Genomic DNA, 16,746 nt, shown 5'->3' with positions numbered 1-16,746 from the left:
TCAATTCTCAGGTTCCCAAGCGGTCTGGCTACTGGGCGAATCACCAGCCGCAGACGGTGGGCTGCGCGTGGAAAGGGATTCGCGGCTTGTCACTGCGGAATGTTTGGATTAGCGCTACAATTCCCCGTCCAAAAAGGCCGTCAAGGAGAAACTCAATGGATTTGGCTAACGCATTTATAGGCAGAGCCAATCAGCCCTCCCACGCCGAAGTCATTACCGCGCTGGGTACGGCAGCACCTCTCTGGTCTGAGCTCATCGAGGAAGTCAGCAGCGATGGCGGCAACCTGACCCAGGAGTGGAAGGGGATCGTGGTTAATAAATATGGCTGGTCGCTGCGGCTGAAACAGAAGAGCCGCAACATCATTTTCATGTCGCCCTGCCACAATTGCTTCAAGGTGGCGTTTACGCTGAGCGATAAGGCCGTGACCGCCGCAAAAGAGGCTCATTTACCCAAGGCCGTTGTGGAGGCACTGGCCACGGCGCCGCGCTATCCCGAGGGTACGGGGCTTCGCCTTACCGTGAACCGCCCAGCCGATCTGCCGGCGATCCGCAAGATCGCCCGCATCAAGCTGGCTAACTGAGGGCGAGATCCTGCGCAGCGCCAGACGCGGCGGGAGAACTTTGTCCCTTTCACTCTGATCCGTTATCCTGACGAACACGCGCTGGTGTCATTCGAATGGCCAAGAGCACGAAAATTCAGCGGCAGTTCAACGGCCGCGACGAGTCCTGGATGCAGTTCAATCGGCGCGTCCTGGAAGAAGCCGAGGACGCTACCAATCCCCTGCTCGAACGCGTCAAGTTTCTGGCCATTACCGCGTCGAACCTCGATGAGTACGTGGAGATTCGCCAGGCCGGCCTGATGCAGCGCATCGAGGACGGCTACCAAGAGCCGGGGTACGACGGCCTGCGTCCTGATGAATCGCTTGAGGGGCTCACCCGCGAGATTCATTCCTTTGTCGCTGCGCAGTACGCCTGCTGGGACAAGCGTCTGCTGCCGGAGATGCGCAAGCAGGGCATCCGACTTCTGGACTGGAACGAACTCGACGAGGAAGCACGGGCGTTCGCGCAGAACTACTTTCAGCGCGAGGTGGATCCGCTGCTTACGCCGATCTCGATTGATCCGGCGCATCCGTTTCCGCGCGTGCTGAACAAGGCGCTGTGCCTGGCGCTGTTGCTGCGGCCGAAGAGGCGAAGCTCGGGTCCGCTGGTGCTGGGGGTGGTCACGGTCCCGCGCGCGCTGCCGCGGTTTGTGCGGCTGCCGTGTGCCGAGGGTCAGTTCGACTACGTTCTGCTGCAGGATCTGATCGCGCAGAATCTTGCCGGCATGTATCGCGGCTACGAGGTGCAGGCGTATACGGCGTTCCGGGTGACGCGCAATTCGAATCTCTACTTTGAAGAGGAAGAAGCGCGCTCGCTGCTGGAGACGATTCGCGTGGAGCTTCACAATCGCCGCAAGGGCGATGCCGTGCGGCTGGAGATCGAGGCCGGAGCGCATCACGAGATTGTGGAGCGGCTGCGGACCAACTTCGAGTTGGAGGAGGACCAGGTCTTCCAGGGCGAAGGCCCGGTAAACCTGTCGCGTATCATGTCGCTCTACAGCGACGTGCAGCGGCCGGACCTGAAGTTTCCGCCGTTCACGCCACATCCCCTCTCGCTGAGCCGGAAGGCAGCTAACATTTTTGAGGATCTGCGCACACGGGACATTCTGCTTCACCATCCGTATGACTCTTATGACCCGGTGGTGAACTTCATTGAGCTGGGCGCGCAGGATCCGAATGTCGTAAGCATTAAGCAGACGCTTTACCGCACCAGTTCCGATTCGCCGATGTTTCAGGCGATCACTGAAGCCGCCGCGACCAAGGAAGCGACGCTGGTGGTGGAACTGATGGCGCGGTTTGATGAGGCATCGAATATTCGCTGGGCGCGCAACATGGAAGATGCCGGCGTGCAGGTGTTTCACGGCGTGGTGGGCCTGAAGACACATTGCAAACTCGCGCTGGTTGTCCGCCGCGACGAAGATGGCGTGACGAGGCGCTATTGCCATCTGGGCACCGGAAACTACAACCCGGTTACGGCGCGTTTCTACACCGATTTGAGCCTGCTGACGTCGAATCCCGAGATCACTGAACGCGTGCACATGGTGTTCAACTACCTGACCGCGCACGCCGAGGTGGACGACTACCGGCCGCTGCTGGTGGCGCCGCTCACCATGGCGGAGAGCTTCCTGGGGCTCATTCGCCGCGAAGCAGAACATGCGCGCGCCGGGCGGCCTGCGCACATCATCGCCAAGATGAATGCGCTGCTCGAGCCCTCGGTTATCGAAGCGCTCTACCAGGCATCGCAGGCGGGCGTGGAGGTGGACCTCATTATCCGTGGGGTCTCCATCCTGAAGCCGGGGGTCAAAGGGCTTTCTGACAATATCCGTGTGCGATCGGTGGTGGGCCGGTTCCTGGAACACTCGCGCATTTTCCATTTCGCGAACGGCGGCAATTACGAGATTTATCTGGGCTCGGCGGACTGGATGCCGCGTAATCTATTCGAGCGCTGCGAAGTCGTGTTTCCGGTGCGCGACCCTGCGGCACTGGCGCGCATTCACGACGAGATTCTGCCCGCTTACCTCGCCGACACGACGAAGGCGCGACTGCAGCAGGCAGATGGCACCTACGTCCGCGCAAACAAAGCGATGAAGGATGCACCCGCTTTTTCGGCTCAGGAGTTCCTGATGCAGCTGGCGGAGGGCAAGACCGATATTTCGGCGATTCCGAAGGCAGCCTCCTCGGGGCCCCGCCCCGCAGCCCGAGCGACGAAAACAGCCAGCAATCGCAGGTCTGCCAAGAAGGCGGTAGCTGCCGACTGAGGCAGTTCTGCTCCTTATTCTCTGTTCCCTACTCCTTTTTCCCTGATCTCTGCTACGATACCGGCGTCCGCTCAGGGAACGGCCAGGAGGTATTTCTCCATGCCATTTATCAGGACGCCGGTGGTCGCGCTGCTTATTGCTGCAGGAGCCTTCTTTCTCGCCATGGGGCTTGATGTGCCCATTCCCTACATCGCATGGCATGCGGTTCCGACGCGTGATATTTCTATAGGGCTCGTGCTGATATGCGCCGGCATTGCTGTGTCCCGCTTCTGGACTCCGCGGCAGGACGAATCGGAACTGGTTGCAGAGTGGAAGCGCAGCCGCAAACACGAGGAGTGAAAAAGACAGGGAGTAGGGAGTAGGGATTACTGATTAGGGAGTCGTGGCCGAGATTTGGTACGTGCCCCTTTTCCCTGTTCCCTGTTCCCTGTTGCGTGTTGCCTGCCGAAACATACCTTGACGATCTACAACAAATACCTTGACTATCTACAACACGGAGTGTAGATAATCTAGGCATGGGTAAACCGAGCGATCTCGTTCAAGGCACTCTCGACCTTCTCATTCTCAAGACCATCGCCCTAGAGCCGATGCACGGCTGGGCTATTGCCAAGCGCATCCAGCAGATGTCGGGCGAAGTGCTCCAGGTGCAGCAGGGCTCGCTCTATCCAGCGCTCCATCGCCTGGAGCAGCAGGGTTGGATCAAGGCCAAATGGGACGAAAGCGAGACCGGGCGCCAGGCGAAGTTCTATTCGCTGACCGCCGCCGGCCGCAAGCAGATGGATGCCGAGTCCGCCAACTGGAGCCGCCTCTCCGCCGCTATCAACCTCATCGTCAGCGAAGCGTGACAACAGGGACAAGGGACCGAGGGACAAAGGGACAAAGACAACTACGAGGAGACGAGGTGAGCGGTATGCGATGGCTGAGCCGATTGGGTGTGCAGTTCCGGATGCTGTTCTCGCGCAACAGGGCGCATCGCGAGTTGGACGCGGAGTTGCGCGACCATCTCGACCGGCAGATTGCTGAGAACACCGCGCGTGGCATGAGCGATGAGTCTGCCCGGGCCGCCGCGCTGCGCACCTTCGGCAATCCCGCGCTGCTGCGCGACCAGGCGCACGACACATGGAACTGGGCGGCCGCCGAGTCTCTCCTGCACGATGTTCGCATCGGCTGCCGCACGCTGCTGCGCACGCCCGGCTTCACGGTGATTGCGATTCTCGTCATGGCACTCGGAATCGGCGCTAATGTCGCGCTGTTCACGATCGTGCGGGGCGTGCTGTTGAAGCCGCTTCCCTACTCTGATCCGGAGCGCCTGGTCACCCTGTATGAGCGGTCTGCCAGCGAAGGTTTGGGAATGTTCAACCCTGTTGCGGCCGGAAGCTTTTCCGAGTGGCAGCGCGCCGCTACAGGCGTGGAACAGATGGCCCTGGTATCGCCATTCCAGAACTACAACGTTTCCGCGGAAGGCGGAAAGCTCCCCGAACGCATCGACGCCGGATTCTGCTCCTGGAATCTGTTCTCGCTTCTTGGTGTGCAGCCGGCACTGGGCCGCACATTCGCTGAGGCAGACGATGAGCATAGTGCGCAATCGACTGTAATGCTGAGCGATGCATTCTGGCGCCGCCGTTATGCCGGGGACCCCGCAATCGTGGGCAAGACCATCTGGCTCGATGCAAAACCTTACACGGTGGTCGGAGTTCTTCCTGCGTCGTTTCTGTTCAACAGTGCATTCGGCGGCAATACTGTCCAAGTTTGGACGCCCGTTGGGCACGAGTTCCCCGAGGCTCTCCTGAAGGCGTACGACGATCACGAAGGAATTGTGATGGCGCGTCTGAAGCCCGGAGTAACGCTTCAATCCGTGCTTGCGCAGTTGGGCGCGGTGCAGGCTCAGATCAAGAAGGAGCACGCGGCTGGAGGAGTCAACGGCGCCGTCAATGGCCGCTCCATGCTCGACGACGCGGTTCACGATTACAAAACTCCACTTTACGCTCTGCTGGCCGCCACCGGCTGCGTGCTCCTCATCGCATGCATGAACGTAGCCAGCCTCTTGATTGCGCGCACGGCCGCCCGGGGCAAGGAGATGGCCATCCGCACCGCTCTTGGCGGCGGCCGCATGCGCCTGATGCGCGAGCGCCTGACAGAGAGCCTTCTCATCTCGGTAATGGCGGGAGCCGTGGGGATCGGCATCTCCTGGGCTGCGCTGCAGTTGCTTGTGAAGATGCGCCCCGACATGAACCGCGTCGAGTCGATCCGCATCGACGGTGGTGTGGCGCTGTTCACGATTGCGGCGATTGCATCCTGCGCACTGTTCGCGGGGCTGATTTCCGCGCTGGGCGCAGATGGGAAGAGACTGCTCAGCGCACTGCAGGAGTCGTCGCGAGCGAATCGCGGCAGCCATCAGCGCGCCACGCTGCGAAGGGTTCTGCTTGTCCTGGAAGTCAGCCTCACGGTCGTACTGTTGGCCGGGGCTGGTCTCCTGCTCAAGAGTTATCAGCGGTTACGCACCACCGACCTGGGCATTCCCATTAACAATGCACTCAGATTGCACGTGAGCCTGCCGGAGTCGCGTTACAAGGAAGAGGTGCAGCAGGTCGCATTTTTTGAACAGCTGATCGCCGGAGTGCGCGCGCTTCCGGGAGTGGAAGCAGCCGGCCTGGTCAGCACTGCGCCCGGCCAGGGCTGGGGCGGCGACTCGCTCGCGGATACCCTCGAGCAGCCCCGACGCCAGGAAGACCTACTCGACATACATCGGCGGGCCGCGGACCCAGGCTATTTCGCCGCTGCTCAAATCCCGCTGCTGCGAGGACGCATCTTCACATCTGACGAACGCCTCTCGCGGTCTGATGTGGCGTTGATATCTCTTTCTACCGCGCAACAGTTGTTCCCCGGTCAGGATCCAATCGGGAAACACCTGCACTTCGGATATAACAAAGACGTTTACGAAATCATCGGCGTAGTGGGCGACGTACGGTGGGATATCCACGAGCCACCCAAGCCCACCATGTATATGCCGCTGTATGGGCACGACTGGACCGGGGCAACAATCTTCGTGCGAGGGAGAAATGTTGAGTCGCTGGCAATGCCGATTGAGAACGTAGTGGGGCGGCTCGATCGCGATCTGCCAGTCTCGAACGTCATGACGTTCCGTGAGAGTATCGCAAAATCGACGATTGACTCACAGTTCGACTCACTGCTCATCCTGAGCTTCGCGGTCATTGCTCTCATTCTTGCAGGAGCCGGTCTCTATGGTGTGCTTGCTTATCTGGTTACGCAGCGAACTGGGGAGATCGGGATTCGCATGGCGCTGGGCGCGCCGCGGAAGCAGGTGATGCGCCTCATGCTACTCGACGGACTGCGGCCTGCACTGATCGGCCTGGTGCTGGGTCTCGCGGGATCGGCAGCAACAGGCCGCCTCATCGCTTCCATGCTTTTCGATACGAAGCCGCTGGATGCGGGCATCTATACCGCCGTCGCGGCAACCCTTCTGGTTGTCGCCGGAATTGCCTGCATGCTGCCGGCGTGGCGCGCAAGCCGCATCGATCCCATGCAGGCGCTTCGCACCGAGTAAGGAGATCTCATGCGCTGGCTCGCTCGATTGACACACAGATTCCCCACGCTCTTCTATCCTGGGCTCTGAGTTTCCCCTTGCACTTCTACAACAGGTCGTATTACTCTCCACTTGTAGAAGTGAAAGGGGACGGTTTTGACTGGACGCATCGAACTTCCGCAGGGCACGCTCGACCTGCTTATCCTGCGTACTCTTTTGCCTGGACCGCAGCATGGTTGGGCCATCTCAGAACGCGTGCAGCAGGTCTCCAGCGAGGTGCTCAGCATCCAGCAGGGGTCGCTCTATCCCGCGCTGCATCGTCTGGAGCGCCGCGGGTGGATTAAGGCTGAGTGGGGCACATCCGATAACAATCGCCGCGCCAAGTACTACGAGCTCACGCGCACGGGGAGGAAGCAGCTGGATGCGGAGACCGAGGCGTGGCGCAAGCTTGCCGTCGCTGTCGAACAGGTTCTGGAAGGCGCCTGAGAAGGAGCGTGAAGCCATGCTGGATGATCTCCGCTATCGCACCCGCGCGCTGATTCACCACAAGCAGATCGAAGACGAGCTCGACGAAGAGCTTCGCTTTCACTTCGATCGTCAGGTCGAGAAACTCATGAGGTCCGGCATGTCAGAACAGGAAGCTAAGCGCCAGGCCCGCCTATCTTTTGGCGGACACGAACAGGTGAAAGAAGACTGCCGCGATGCGCGCGGCACCGGCCTTATCGAACTCACCATCGACGACACGAAGTATGCGCTGCGCCAACTCGTGGCCAATCCCACGTTTGCGATTGTGATGATCGCGACGCTCGCACTCAGCATCGGGGCCAACAGCGCCATTTTTAGCGTGATCAACGGAGTGCTGCTCAAGCGTTTGCCTTACGATCAGCCCGAGCGCCTGGTACGGGTATTCCTTACGAGCCAGGAATTCCCGAAGTTTCCGCTCAACCCGTGGGACTTCCTCGATTTCCGTGCACGCAATCATTCGTTCGAATCGATGGCGGCATTCACACGCGGCGACGTGCAGCTTTCGGGCGATGGCGAGCCGGTGCGTTTGAACGGCTTCGGCATCACCTCCGGATACTTCCGGGTGCTGGGCCTCCATCCGCAGCTCGGGCGCGAGTTCGACTTCCAGGCCGAAGTGCCCGGCAATGGATTGCAGGTGGTCCTGAGCGACCGTCTCTGGCGGACGCGCTTTGGCGCCGACCCTAACATCATTGGGCGCAAGATCACGCTCAACATGCAACCATTCACAGTGATTGGTGTGATGCCGCCGGGAACTGAGCATCCGGGAAACGTCTATCACTCGGTTGCATATGGCGAAAGCGTGGATGTGTGGTGGCCGTTCTCGTTTGGGGGAAACTCGAACCAACGCGGCTCGCACTATATTGAAGGCATTGCGAGGCTGAAGGCGGGCGTGAGCGTTCAGCAGGCGCACGACGAGATGAACGCCATCATGGCGCAGATTGGTCGCGAGCACTCCGCGGACGGAACCGGCTGGCGCGTCCTTCTCATTCCGCTTTATTCCGAAGTTGTGGGCAATACGCGACGGATGCTTCTTGTTTTGCTCGGCGCGGTCGGTATCGTGCTGCTGATCGCTTGCGCTAATGCGGCGAATCTGCTGCTGGCGCGAGCATCGGCGAGGCAGCGTGAGATTGCCGTACGGCTGGCGCTGGGCGCGCCGAGGCTGCGCGTGATTCGCCAGCTCATCACGGAGAGCTTGATCATCTCGCTCACCGGCGGAGTGCTCGGGCTGGCTCTGGCATTCGGCGGAGTGCGCGGTCTTGTCTCGCTGCTGCCCGCTGACTTCCCGCGCGCGCATGATATTCATGTCAGCTGGCCTGTGCTGGGATTCACATTGCTGATCAGTGTTCTTACTGGAATCTTGTTTGGGCTCGCGCCTGCACTGCAGGCTTCGCACACCGATCCGAAGACCGGTCTGCAGCAAGGCAGCCGAAGCTCTACCGCCACGCGCCCTCAGAACCGCCTGCGCAATGCGCTCGTTGTCGCAGAAGTCAGCCTTGCATGTGTGCTTCTGATTGGTGCGGGGCTGATGCTGCGGACGTTCCTGAATCTCCTCCATCTCAATCCGGGGTTCAGCGAAGACCGCGTGCTCACCGCCAGCCTGTCTCTTCCACACCAGCGCTACAAGACCGGCGAGCAGACTGCGCAGTTCTACAGCCGGCTGAGCTCAACGCTGAGCCAGTTGCCTGGAGTGGTGAGCGCCGGCGCGGGCAGCGATCTGCCATGGACAGGCTACGACGAAAACAACGGCGGATGGACTATCGAGGGGAAGAAGCCCGACCCGCACAATGAGACTCACGCGCGGTATCACATGGCCACTCCAGGCTACTTTAGCGCCATGGGGATTCCGCTGCTCGAGGGGCGCTTCTTTACGGAGGCCGATAAGAAGGGCGCGCCGTGGGTGCTCATCATCAACTGGGCCATGGCGCAGAAGTACTGGCCCGGCGAAGACGTTATCGGAAGGCGCATCAGCTTCGAAGACAACCCCAAGAAGGATGAGGACTGGATGACTGTGGTTGGCGTGGTGGGCGATGTGAAAGACCAGCCCAACAGTCCTGCGGCCGAACCGGCCTTCTGGTGGTCGGAGTACCAAGCGTCGGAGTCCGATATGTCGATCGCCATTCGCACGCAATCCGATCCGCGTCAGGTGGCGGATGGATTGCGCAACGCGGTGCACCAACTCGATCCAGAGTTGGCCGTGGCCGACATCAAGCTGATGAATCAGGTTGCGGACGCATCGATCTCGACGCCGCGATTTACGTTTGTGCTGGTGGGACTTTTCGCCGCGCTCGCCGTGGTGCTCGCCGGTATCGGCGCTTACGGAGTGATTGCATACACCGTCGCGCAGCGGAGTACTGAGTTCGGCCTCAGGGTCGCGCTCGGCGCTCAGCGCGGCGATCTCCTGCGGATGGTGCTCGTTCACAGCGCAAAGCTCGCGGTGCCGGGAACCATTATCGGCGTCGCGCTGGCGCTTAGCCTGGGCCGCGTGATGCAGACGCTGATTTACGGCGTGAGCACTGCCGACCCGCTCATATACGGATGCGTGATCCTCATGGTGCCCGCGGTTGCGCTGCTCGCTTCGTACGTGCCGGCGCGCAGGGCTGCTCGAGCCGACCCTATGCAAACCCTCCGGGCGGAGTGAGACTGGGGCCGCGCCGCGACCGCGGCCCCCGCCTTCCTATACCTTGTTCTCTGCCTTTTGTGATTCCCGGCACAGCCCTGCGGCCCTTTTCCGACCTAGCCTGAAGTGTCGCTCCGTCGAGCGCGGCAAGGATGGAATCAGGCAGTGGCGAGCGTTCTGGAACCGCCGCAATTAACGTCAGAGATTTCTGCCACTCCACCACCGCCGCCGCGCAAGCCTGCTTCGATTGATGGCTTCCCGCAGGTAAATCCATGGATCGTCGCAATCAGCGTGATGCTGGCGACATTCATGGAGGTGCTCGACACCTCCATCGCATCCGTCGCGCTGCCGAACATTGCTGGATCGATGGGAGCGTCGAACTCCGAGGCCACGTGGGTTCTCACCACATACCTGATTGCGAATGCGGTGGTTCTTCCGGCCAGCAACTGGTTCGGCCTGCGCTTCGGACGCAAGCGGTTTCTGCTTACGTGCGTGGTGTTGTTCATCGTTTCGTCGTTCATGTGCGGCGCGGCGCCGTCGCTCGCTTTTCTACTCATCGCGCGCGTGCTGCAGGGCATAGGCGGCGGAGCGCTGCAGCCCACCGCACAGGCCATCCTGCTGGAAAGCTTCCCGCCGAAAAAGCGCGGGGCTGCCATGGCGGTATATGGATTCGGTGTGGTGGTTGCGCCGGTTCTGGGTCCAACGCTGGGCGGCTGGCTCACCGACGCATACTCATGGCGCTACGCGTTCTACATCAACATTCCGGTTGGCTTGCTGGCGATCTTCATGATCAGCCGCTTTGTGCATGATCCGCATTACATCAAGAACGCCAAAGCTGGGCCCTTCGACAATCTCGGTTTCGGACTGCTCTGCCTTTGGACGGGCTGCCTGCAGATCATCCTCGATAAAGGCCAGGAGGTCGACTGGTTCAGTTCCACATGGGTGCGCTGGGCGGCCGTCACTCTCGCCGTGTCCTTCGTGTGGTTTGTGGTGCACTCGTGGCGCGCGCGGGCTCCACTGGTTGACCTGCACATCATCACGCGTAACTGGAATTTCGGCATTGGGTGCATTCTCATTTTCCTGCTCGGATTCGTGCTCTACATCCAGGTCGCAATGGTGCCGCTCTTCTACCAGGAACTCCTCGGCTACACTGCGCTCACTGCGGGCATCATTGTGGCGCCGCGCGGTCTCGGCTCGATGTGTGGCTTGCCTATGGTTGGGCTGTTGTCGCAGCGCTTCGACAATCGCTGGCTGCTCTTCATCGGGTTCGTTATCTTCAGTCTGTCTTCGCTGGCGCTGTCTTCGCTGAATCTCGGCATTGGGCCTTACACGCTGCTCATTCCTATCGTCGCCACGGGCTTCGGCATGAGCTTTCTATTTGTGCCCATCGGCAACATGTGCACTTCGACTGTAAGCAATGAAGAAATGGGGAACGCGACAGGCATTTTTAACCTGCTGCGCAACATTGGCGGATCGGTCGGAATCGCTATCGCCTCTACGGAGTTAGTACGCCGAACGACATTCCACCAGGCGCGGTTGGTCGATTCGCTTCATCCGTCCGATCCTGCTCTGCAGCAGCACCTGCACAGCTTCACGGGATACTTTGGGATGCACTTCGGATGGGCCAACGGGAAGCCGCTCGCGCTCGCGTCCATCTACAGCCTGGTCATGCAACAGGCGCTGCTCATCTCATTTACTGAGATCTTCCTGGGCTGCGCGATCGTCGCCGGCTTTGCCGCGATCGTTGGATGGTTGTTCCGCAAGGTGACGTTTCATCACGTGGATCCTGAAAAATCGATGCATTAACCAGACGACTCATGCTCCAAGCTCGTAGCCGGTAGCCCGTAGCTGACTGGATCAGCTAAAGGCTACCGGCTGATGGCTACTGGCACGACTATCTTCTGTTTCGTGAGCACAAATCCGGACCACTACAGCGGTCTATCCGTCCAGAGCGCTTTGTCGGCGATTGACTTAACCGGATATAGCTTTCCTTGCAGCAGCTGCTCCACCTTGGGCTGGTTCGCGTCCTGGGCGAAGATCCACTTGCGCGCGCCGGTGCCCCACATCTGCTGCACTTGCGCGTCGTTCAGGAAGATCTTCGGCGCGTCAGGCCAGCACGATCCCCACACCAGCGATGAACCCTGGCCGTTGGGCGAGCATGGCTGCATGACTACATATGCCGGCTTACGTAGGAAATTGTGCGTGTAGAACACGACTGACGAGGCGTCCGATTGGTCGCCGTAGATGATGAAGGAATCGGACGGGGAGGCCTTCTGCACAATCACGTCGGCCAGTTGCTTCGAGCTCAGCATGGGATCGAACCGCGCGAACGCGATGTGCGCCGCGACGAGAAACAATGCGCTCGTCACCGCCAGCACTGTTGTTGCGGCTACATGCTTGCGCCGCAAACGGAGGAACCAGCTCACCGCCGGACCCACGAGCAACGTAATGGCGGCGATGATTGCCGGTAGCCGCAGCGCAGCGAACGAAGGTCCGGTCAGGTCGAAGAAGTGCGACGTGGCGAGCGTGTAGTTACCCACATCGCGGTGCGCGAGCAGGGTGCCGATATCAGATACGTAGGGCAAATTGCGCGACTCCCACAGGCCCCACGACAACGCTGCTGCCGCCGCCACGCCCGCCATGGCGAACACCGCCTGCCCGCCTGTCAGCCACCGGGTGCTCAGGAGCGGCTTGCCTTCGTCGGATCCGCGCCGCTCTTCGGTTGCCGCAACAATGGCCGCGGTCAGAATGAGCAGCGCAGGCCACGCTGGAAACGTGTAGTACTCCTGATTGGTGGAGAGCGAAAAGAAGAGCAACACGAAGGCGGAGTAGCACCCCAGCAGCCATGCCGAGCGCACGCGGAATTTGAGCCGCGCGACATAGCTGGCCACATCTTCCCGTTCGGCGTGATCAAGATAGAAGTCCACCGTCTGGCCGGCATCGCGGCGCAGGTGCTGCATCCAGTTCTTGCGCGTCCGCCACGCTGCCACAAGCAACGCCGGCAGAAACAGACTCCAGGGGAAGAGCCACACGAGATGGCCGAGCCAGTACCAGATCACCGGCATGCGGTTGTAATCGTGCGGGAACCGCGTGCCCAGGAAGCGGAACACGTGCTCGTTGAGGAAGTAGAAGTACCAGAAGCCGTGCACATTGCCGGGCGTGGGATGATTGCCCACCGGGTTCCCTTGGTCAGGATTCGCCAAGCCCGCGAGCACATGCCAGGGCGCCGCGATCAACAGGAACAACAGCGCGCCCGTGAACGGCTTCATGCTGCGCCAGCGGCGCCACAGTCCGCTGAGCATCAGAACGGGGACAGCCGCAGCCACAAAGAAGACAGGGGCGATCAGTCCCTTCGTCAGCGTAGCCAGCGCCAACGCCGCCCACATGCCGTAAAAGCGCATCGGCCTGTAGCTCTCGAATCCTGTGATGAAGCTGTAGAGCGCAAACATCAGCAGAAAGCTCAGCAGCGCCTCGGGGATCGAAAACCTGGTGAAGAGGAAGATGCCGATGGATGTGAGTACGCCCAGCGCGGCGTAGAAGCCTGCGCGACGGCCCCACGCGCGCCGGGCCCACAGCCAAGCCAGAATCGCGCAGCCGAGTACGGCCAGCGAATTCGCGAGATGCGCTGCAAAGACGTTCTGCCCGAAGATCTTGAAGAATCCTGCAGCGAGCCAATATGGCAGCGGGGCCTTTTCGAGATAGCGCACGCCGTTCACGTAGAGCGTGACCAGGTCACCCGTCTCCGCCATGCGCTGCGCGGCTTGCGCATGCGAGGCGTCCACGTCGTCAAGCAGCGGCGGCGTGAAGAGCGAACCAAATTGTACGGAAAGAAAAATCAACGCCAGCAACACCCATGCGGCGAAAGTGGATGGCCTGCCCTGGGTGCGGCTCTGCGTGTCGGAATCTCTATTCATTCGTCCTGCGTCTAGCATGTTCCAGAATATCAGCAGGGTGAGACGGCGTTCCGTAATGGAAGATGCGCGAGCGGCGGATACGTTCTGGAACGGCGCCCGCCCGATCCGCGTACCAACTGCATGCGTGTCCGCCGTCGCATTGTTGCAACTGGGCTCGCAGCAATAACGATGTGGCTGCTCGTCTGCATCCTGGCGGGCATCTTTGCTGCTGAGGGGGCTCTGCATCCCGGGCGCAATCCGCTGACCGGGAATCTGCGGGAGCGTGCCGTCGAGCTCGCAGCCGAGAATCACGGCCTGCTTGCCGATGTGTCGATCACTGCCGGGGATGGTTCGACTCTGCGCGCCTGGAGCATCGTTCCCGCGAGCCGCAACGGGGATGCCGTCATTCTGCTGCACGGCCAGGCAGACAACCGCGCCGGATTGCTTGGCCCTGCTGGTCTGCTGCTCCGGCATGGCTATGCAGTTCTGCTGCCGGATGCGCGCGCTCATGGCGAGAGCGGCGGCGCGATCGCCACTTACGGCGTGCTCGAGGCCGACGACATCCATCGCTGGGTTGCGTGGATGAGGAATGCCGAGCAGCCGCGCTGCGTTGACGGTATTGGCGACTCCATGGGCGCGGCCGAGCTTCTGCGTTCGCTGGAAGTGGAACACGGCTACTGCGCCGTGGTCGCCGAGTCGTCCTTTTCGAGCTTTCGCGAAGTGGCCTACGACCGGATGGGACAGTGGTTCGGAACTGGCCCGTGGATCGGCCGCACGATTCTGCATCCGGCCGTGGACTTGGGCTTTCTCTATGCGGGGGTGAAGTATGGAATGAACCTCGACAGAGCCTCGCCGTTGCACGCCGTTGCTGCAAGCGCAACGCCAGTCCTGCTCATCCACGGACTCGCTGATACCAATATTCCGCCGCGCCACTCGGAGCAGATCAAGCGCGCACAACCTGGCGTCGCACTGTGGGAACCACCGCATGCCGATCATTGCGGCGCCTCATCCGCAGACCCTGCCGGGTATGAGGCACATGTGATCGGGTGGCTCGTCGCCCACGATGCTCACTGAACGGCTCTGCGGCCGATCATCGTTAACCCACCACGAACCCTCGTCGTGTATGTTGACCTGAGAGACGCTTTCAGAGGAGACCTTCTTCCGCGCATGCCTGTCTTTGCCGCCATTGATGTCGGTTCCAACTCCTGCCGTCTCAAGATTGCCCGCGTCGTCGCTCACCGCCTCAAGACGCTGCACGAAGACCGCGAAGTTACGCGTCTGGGCGCTAGTGTTTTCGAATCCGGGCTGGTCTCGCCGGAAGCCATGGCTGCCACGCTGCGCTCGCTCAAACGGTTCCAGCGTGCGGTGCAGACCCACGCGGCAGACCGCGTTCGCGTTGTAGCCACCAGCGCCATGCGCGACGCTCGCAACGGAGAGGCCTTCCAGGCCTGGGTGAAGGCTGAAACCGGCTGGACGCTGGAAGTCATCTCGGGGCTTGAAGAAGGCCGGCTCATCCATCATGGCGTGATGGCCGGCGAGCCCGCCGCCACGGGCCGCGTGCTGCTCATTGACTTGGGCGGTGGCAGTTGCGAAATCACGCTGAGCGACCACAAGCGTATCAAGGAAACCGTCAGCCTGCCGCTCGGCGCTGTCCGGCTGACGCAGCAGTTTCTGTCGGAAGACCCGCCTACGCCGGAAGGCCTGGGCCAGATGCGTCAGCTCATCGCCCGCGAGCTGCGCCGTGCGCGCCGCCGCGTCCACGCTGAAGACATCAACCATGTCATTGCTACATCGGGCACAGCGGCCGCACTCTCTGACGCGTGTGCTGCTCTGGCGAATTCCGCCAAGCCCGCGCGGAAGGCCGTTGGTAAGCAGGGCCGCGGCATGGCCCAAGCCATTGCGCGCGCCGGAGTAGCTGCGGGTATTGCGCCCACGGCGCTGGTGCGCAAACTCGCCGCGCGCATGGAGAAGATGCAACTGCCGGAGCGCGAAGCCATTCCCGGCATCGGCCCGCGCCGGGCCGAGATCATCATCGCCGGCTCGCACGTGTTCTCTGAGATGCTGGAGAGCTTCTCGCTGCCTGGATTTCGCTACTCACCGCTTGGCCTGCGTGATGGATTGCTGGCGCAGATGCTTGCTGAGTTCGACACTCGCGCCAGCGGCCACAAGGAATTCGAGAAGGAGCGCTGGGAATCGGTTCTGTCGACGGCCCGCCGTTATGGCGTGGAGGTGCGAAGCAACGATCCGGTTCGTGAGCACGCGCTGCAGCTCTTCCGGGAGATGCGCGCATTGCACGAATTGCCCGCCGAATACGAGAACCTGCTCGGGGCGGCGGCTGTGCTGCGCGATACCGGAAAGTACATCAACCATCAGGGCCATCATCGGCACACGCAGTACATCATTTCGAGCTCTGAGATGTACGGCTACACGCCGGTGCAGCGAACCATCATCTCGGCGATTGCTCGGTATCTGGGCAAGAGCCGGCCGCAGCCCTCTGATCGAGCCCTGCGCAACATTCCGACTGAGGAGCACAAGAGCGTGACACGCGCCGTGGTGTTACTGCGGCTTGCGGTCGCGCTCAACCAGGACCGCGCCAGTGATGTGCTTCGCGTAACGGCGCGCGTGTATCCCAAGCGCATTTACATCGACATCAAGCCGGGACGCACGGGCGCGGAACTCGAACTGTGGTCGCTTCGCAAAGAGGCTGACTACTTCCGCGAGGTCTTCGGCCGCGAGCTCTTTCCCGCACTCTCGTAGATGAGGCGCGCGGTGCGCGGATCGATAAGCCACTGCAGGCGGGGCGGATGATTTTCCATATCCACGCGCGCAACGGATGCCTTGCGCATACGGATGGCCGCAGGACCGTTGCCGGTGATCATGGCGCCGAGAAACTGGAACATGCTTGGGTTGTGCCCGACCACCAGCACCCCTTCGCGGCCATCTCTTTCGTACTTCGCCAGAAGATCCTGAAACGCGGCGTAGGGAGAATTCGGCAGCAGCGCTGTGCTGGTGTCGACCTTGGAGTCGAATCCCAGTTCGGTGCCCACGAACTGCGCCGTCTGCAGGGCGCGCTTCAGCGGGCTCGATACGACCGTGTCAATCTGCACTTTCAGGGCGCTCAGGGTGCGCGCCATCAGCATGCACTGATCCTTGCCTTCTTTGATAAGGGCCCGCTTGGCATCAAGTATCGGATTCTCGCGGCGAAGTCCTGCATTGGCGTGCCGCATAAGATAAACGTTCATAGTGAATCATTCCCTCGGAAACAGGAATGCTCCTTTTATAGTAGGGAGCAATATTAACACGTTTGTAA

At 61.0% G+C, this 16,746-nt stretch carries 12 protein-coding genes; 10 read left to right on the top strand and 2 right to left on the bottom strand.

Going from position 1 to position 16,746, the window contains the following annotated elements; genetic code table 11:
• Positions 1-155 precede the first annotated feature (155 nt).
• The 8 genes from MOP44_RS12335 to MOP44_RS12300 all read left to right on the top strand — a co-directional run bounded on the left by MOP44_RS12335 (position 156) and on the right by MOP44_RS12300 (position 11,349).
• On the top strand, positions 156-581 hold the full coding sequence (locus MOP44_RS12335) for a DUF3788 domain-containing protein (RefSeq protein WP_260796336.1): 426 nt from the start codon (positions 156-158) through the stop codon (positions 579-581).
• A gap of 95 nt (positions 582-676) precedes the next feature.
• Positions 677-2,857, top strand: coding sequence for a polyphosphate kinase 1 (gene ppk1 / locus MOP44_RS12330; RefSeq protein ID WP_260796335.1), 2,181 nt, complete (start codon positions 677-679; stop codon positions 2,855-2,857).
• 99 nt (positions 2,858-2,956) lie between these two features.
• On the top strand, positions 2,957-3,196 hold the full coding sequence (locus tag MOP44_RS12325; protein WP_260796334.1) for a hypothetical protein: 240 nt from the start codon (positions 2,957-2,959) through the stop codon (positions 3,194-3,196).
• Positions 3,197-3,372: 176 nt separating this feature from the next.
• Positions 3,373-3,702: a PadR family transcriptional regulator gene (locus MOP44_RS12320; RefSeq protein WP_260796333.1), complete on the top strand. Its 330-nt coding sequence runs from the start codon at positions 3,373-3,375 to the stop codon at positions 3,700-3,702.
• 65 nt (positions 3,703-3,767) lie between these two features.
• Complete coding sequence (locus MOP44_RS12315; protein ID WP_260796332.1) at positions 3,768-6,422, top strand: ABC transporter permease; 2,655 nt, start codon at positions 3,768-3,770, stop codon at positions 6,420-6,422.
• A gap of 135 nt (positions 6,423-6,557) precedes the next feature.
• On the top strand, positions 6,558-6,887 hold the full coding sequence (locus tag MOP44_RS12310) for a PadR family transcriptional regulator (RefSeq protein ID WP_260796331.1): 330 nt from the start codon (positions 6,558-6,560) through the stop codon (positions 6,885-6,887).
• Between the two features lie 16 nt (positions 6,888-6,903).
• Positions 6,904-9,564 carry an ABC transporter permease gene (locus MOP44_RS12305; protein ID WP_260796330.1) on the top strand — a complete coding sequence of 887 codons (2,661 nt, stop codon included), beginning with the start codon at positions 6,904-6,906 and terminating at the stop codon, positions 9,562-9,564.
• 144 nt (positions 9,565-9,708) lie between these two features.
• A complete protein-coding gene (locus tag MOP44_RS12300) occupies positions 9,709-11,349 on the top strand; it encodes a DHA2 family efflux MFS transporter permease subunit (protein WP_260796329.1) in 1,641 nt (546 codons plus the stop codon).
• A 122-nt stretch (positions 11,350-11,471) separates the two neighbouring features.
• On the opposite strand, the gene MOP44_RS12295 is transcribed toward MOP44_RS12300, so the two are convergent.
• Positions 11,472-13,457, bottom strand: a complete 1,986-nt coding sequence (locus MOP44_RS12295; protein ID WP_260796328.1) for an ArnT family glycosyltransferase — start codon at positions 13,455-13,457, stop codon at positions 11,472-11,474.
• A 120-nt stretch (positions 13,458-13,577) separates the two neighbouring features.
• Here MOP44_RS12295 and MOP44_RS12290 point away from each other — a divergent pair, with 120 nt between their 5' ends.
• Both MOP44_RS12290 and MOP44_RS12285 read left to right on the top strand, forming a co-directional pair.
• The gene (locus MOP44_RS12290; protein WP_260796327.1) at positions 13,578-14,510 is read left to right on the top strand and encodes an alpha/beta hydrolase; all 933 of its coding nucleotides are present in this window, start codon (positions 13,578-13,580) and stop codon (positions 14,508-14,510) included.
• A gap of 93 nt (positions 14,511-14,603) precedes the next feature.
• Complete coding sequence (locus MOP44_RS12285; protein WP_260796326.1) at positions 14,604-16,193, top strand: Ppx/GppA phosphatase family protein; 1,590 nt, start codon at positions 14,604-14,606, stop codon at positions 16,191-16,193.
• On the opposite strand, the gene sixA is transcribed toward MOP44_RS12285, so the two are convergent.
• Entirely contained in the window at positions 16,145-16,678 is a 534-nt protein-coding gene (sixA, locus tag MOP44_RS12280) for a phosphohistidine phosphatase SixA (RefSeq protein ID WP_260796325.1), read from the bottom strand. The two genes, MOP44_RS12285 and sixA, sit on opposite strands and share 49 nt — an antisense overlap.
• Between the last annotated feature and the right edge of the window lie 68 nt (positions 16,679-16,746).

The sequence above is a fragment of the Occallatibacter riparius genome, from assembly GCF_025264625.1.
GTDB lineage: Bacteria > Acidobacteriota > Terriglobia > Terriglobales > Acidobacteriaceae > Telmatobacter > Telmatobacter riparius.
This window is presented reverse-complemented; position numbering and strand designations above follow the sequence as displayed.

What these genes read in the sequence shown, in the direction of transcription:
- MOP44_RS12335 (WP_260796336.1), top strand. Translation starts at nt 156, where the DNA reads ATGGATTTGGCTAACGCATTTATAGGCAGAGCCAATCAGCCCTCCCAC.
- ppk1 (WP_260796335.1), top strand. Translation starts at nt 677, where the DNA reads ATGGCCAAGAGCACGAAAATTCAGCGGCAGTTCAACGGCCGCGACGAG.
- MOP44_RS12325 (WP_260796334.1), top strand. Translation starts at nt 2,957, where the DNA reads ATGCCATTTATCAGGACGCCGGTGGTCGCGCTGCTTATTGCTGCAGGA.
- MOP44_RS12320 (WP_260796333.1), top strand. Translation starts at nt 3,373, where the DNA reads ATGGGTAAACCGAGCGATCTCGTTCAAGGCACTCTCGACCTTCTCATT.
- MOP44_RS12315 (WP_260796332.1), top strand. Translation starts at nt 3,768, where the DNA reads ATGCGATGGCTGAGCCGATTGGGTGTGCAGTTCCGGATGCTGTTCTCG.
- MOP44_RS12305 (WP_260796330.1), top strand. Translation starts at nt 6,904, where the DNA reads ATGCTGGATGATCTCCGCTATCGCACCCGCGCGCTGATTCACCACAAG.
- MOP44_RS12295 (WP_260796328.1), bottom strand. Translation starts at nt 13,457, where the DNA reads ATGAATAGAGATTCCGACACGCAGAGCCGCACCCAGGGCAGGCCATCC.
- MOP44_RS12290 (WP_260796327.1), top strand. Translation starts at nt 13,578, where the DNA reads ATGCGTGTCCGCCGTCGCATTGTTGCAACTGGGCTCGCAGCAATAACG.
- MOP44_RS12285 (WP_260796326.1), top strand. Translation starts at nt 14,604, where the DNA reads ATGCCTGTCTTTGCCGCCATTGATGTCGGTTCCAACTCCTGCCGTCTC.
- sixA (WP_260796325.1), bottom strand. Translation starts at nt 16,678, where the DNA reads ATGAACGTTTATCTTATGCGGCACGCCAATGCAGGACTTCGCCGCGAG.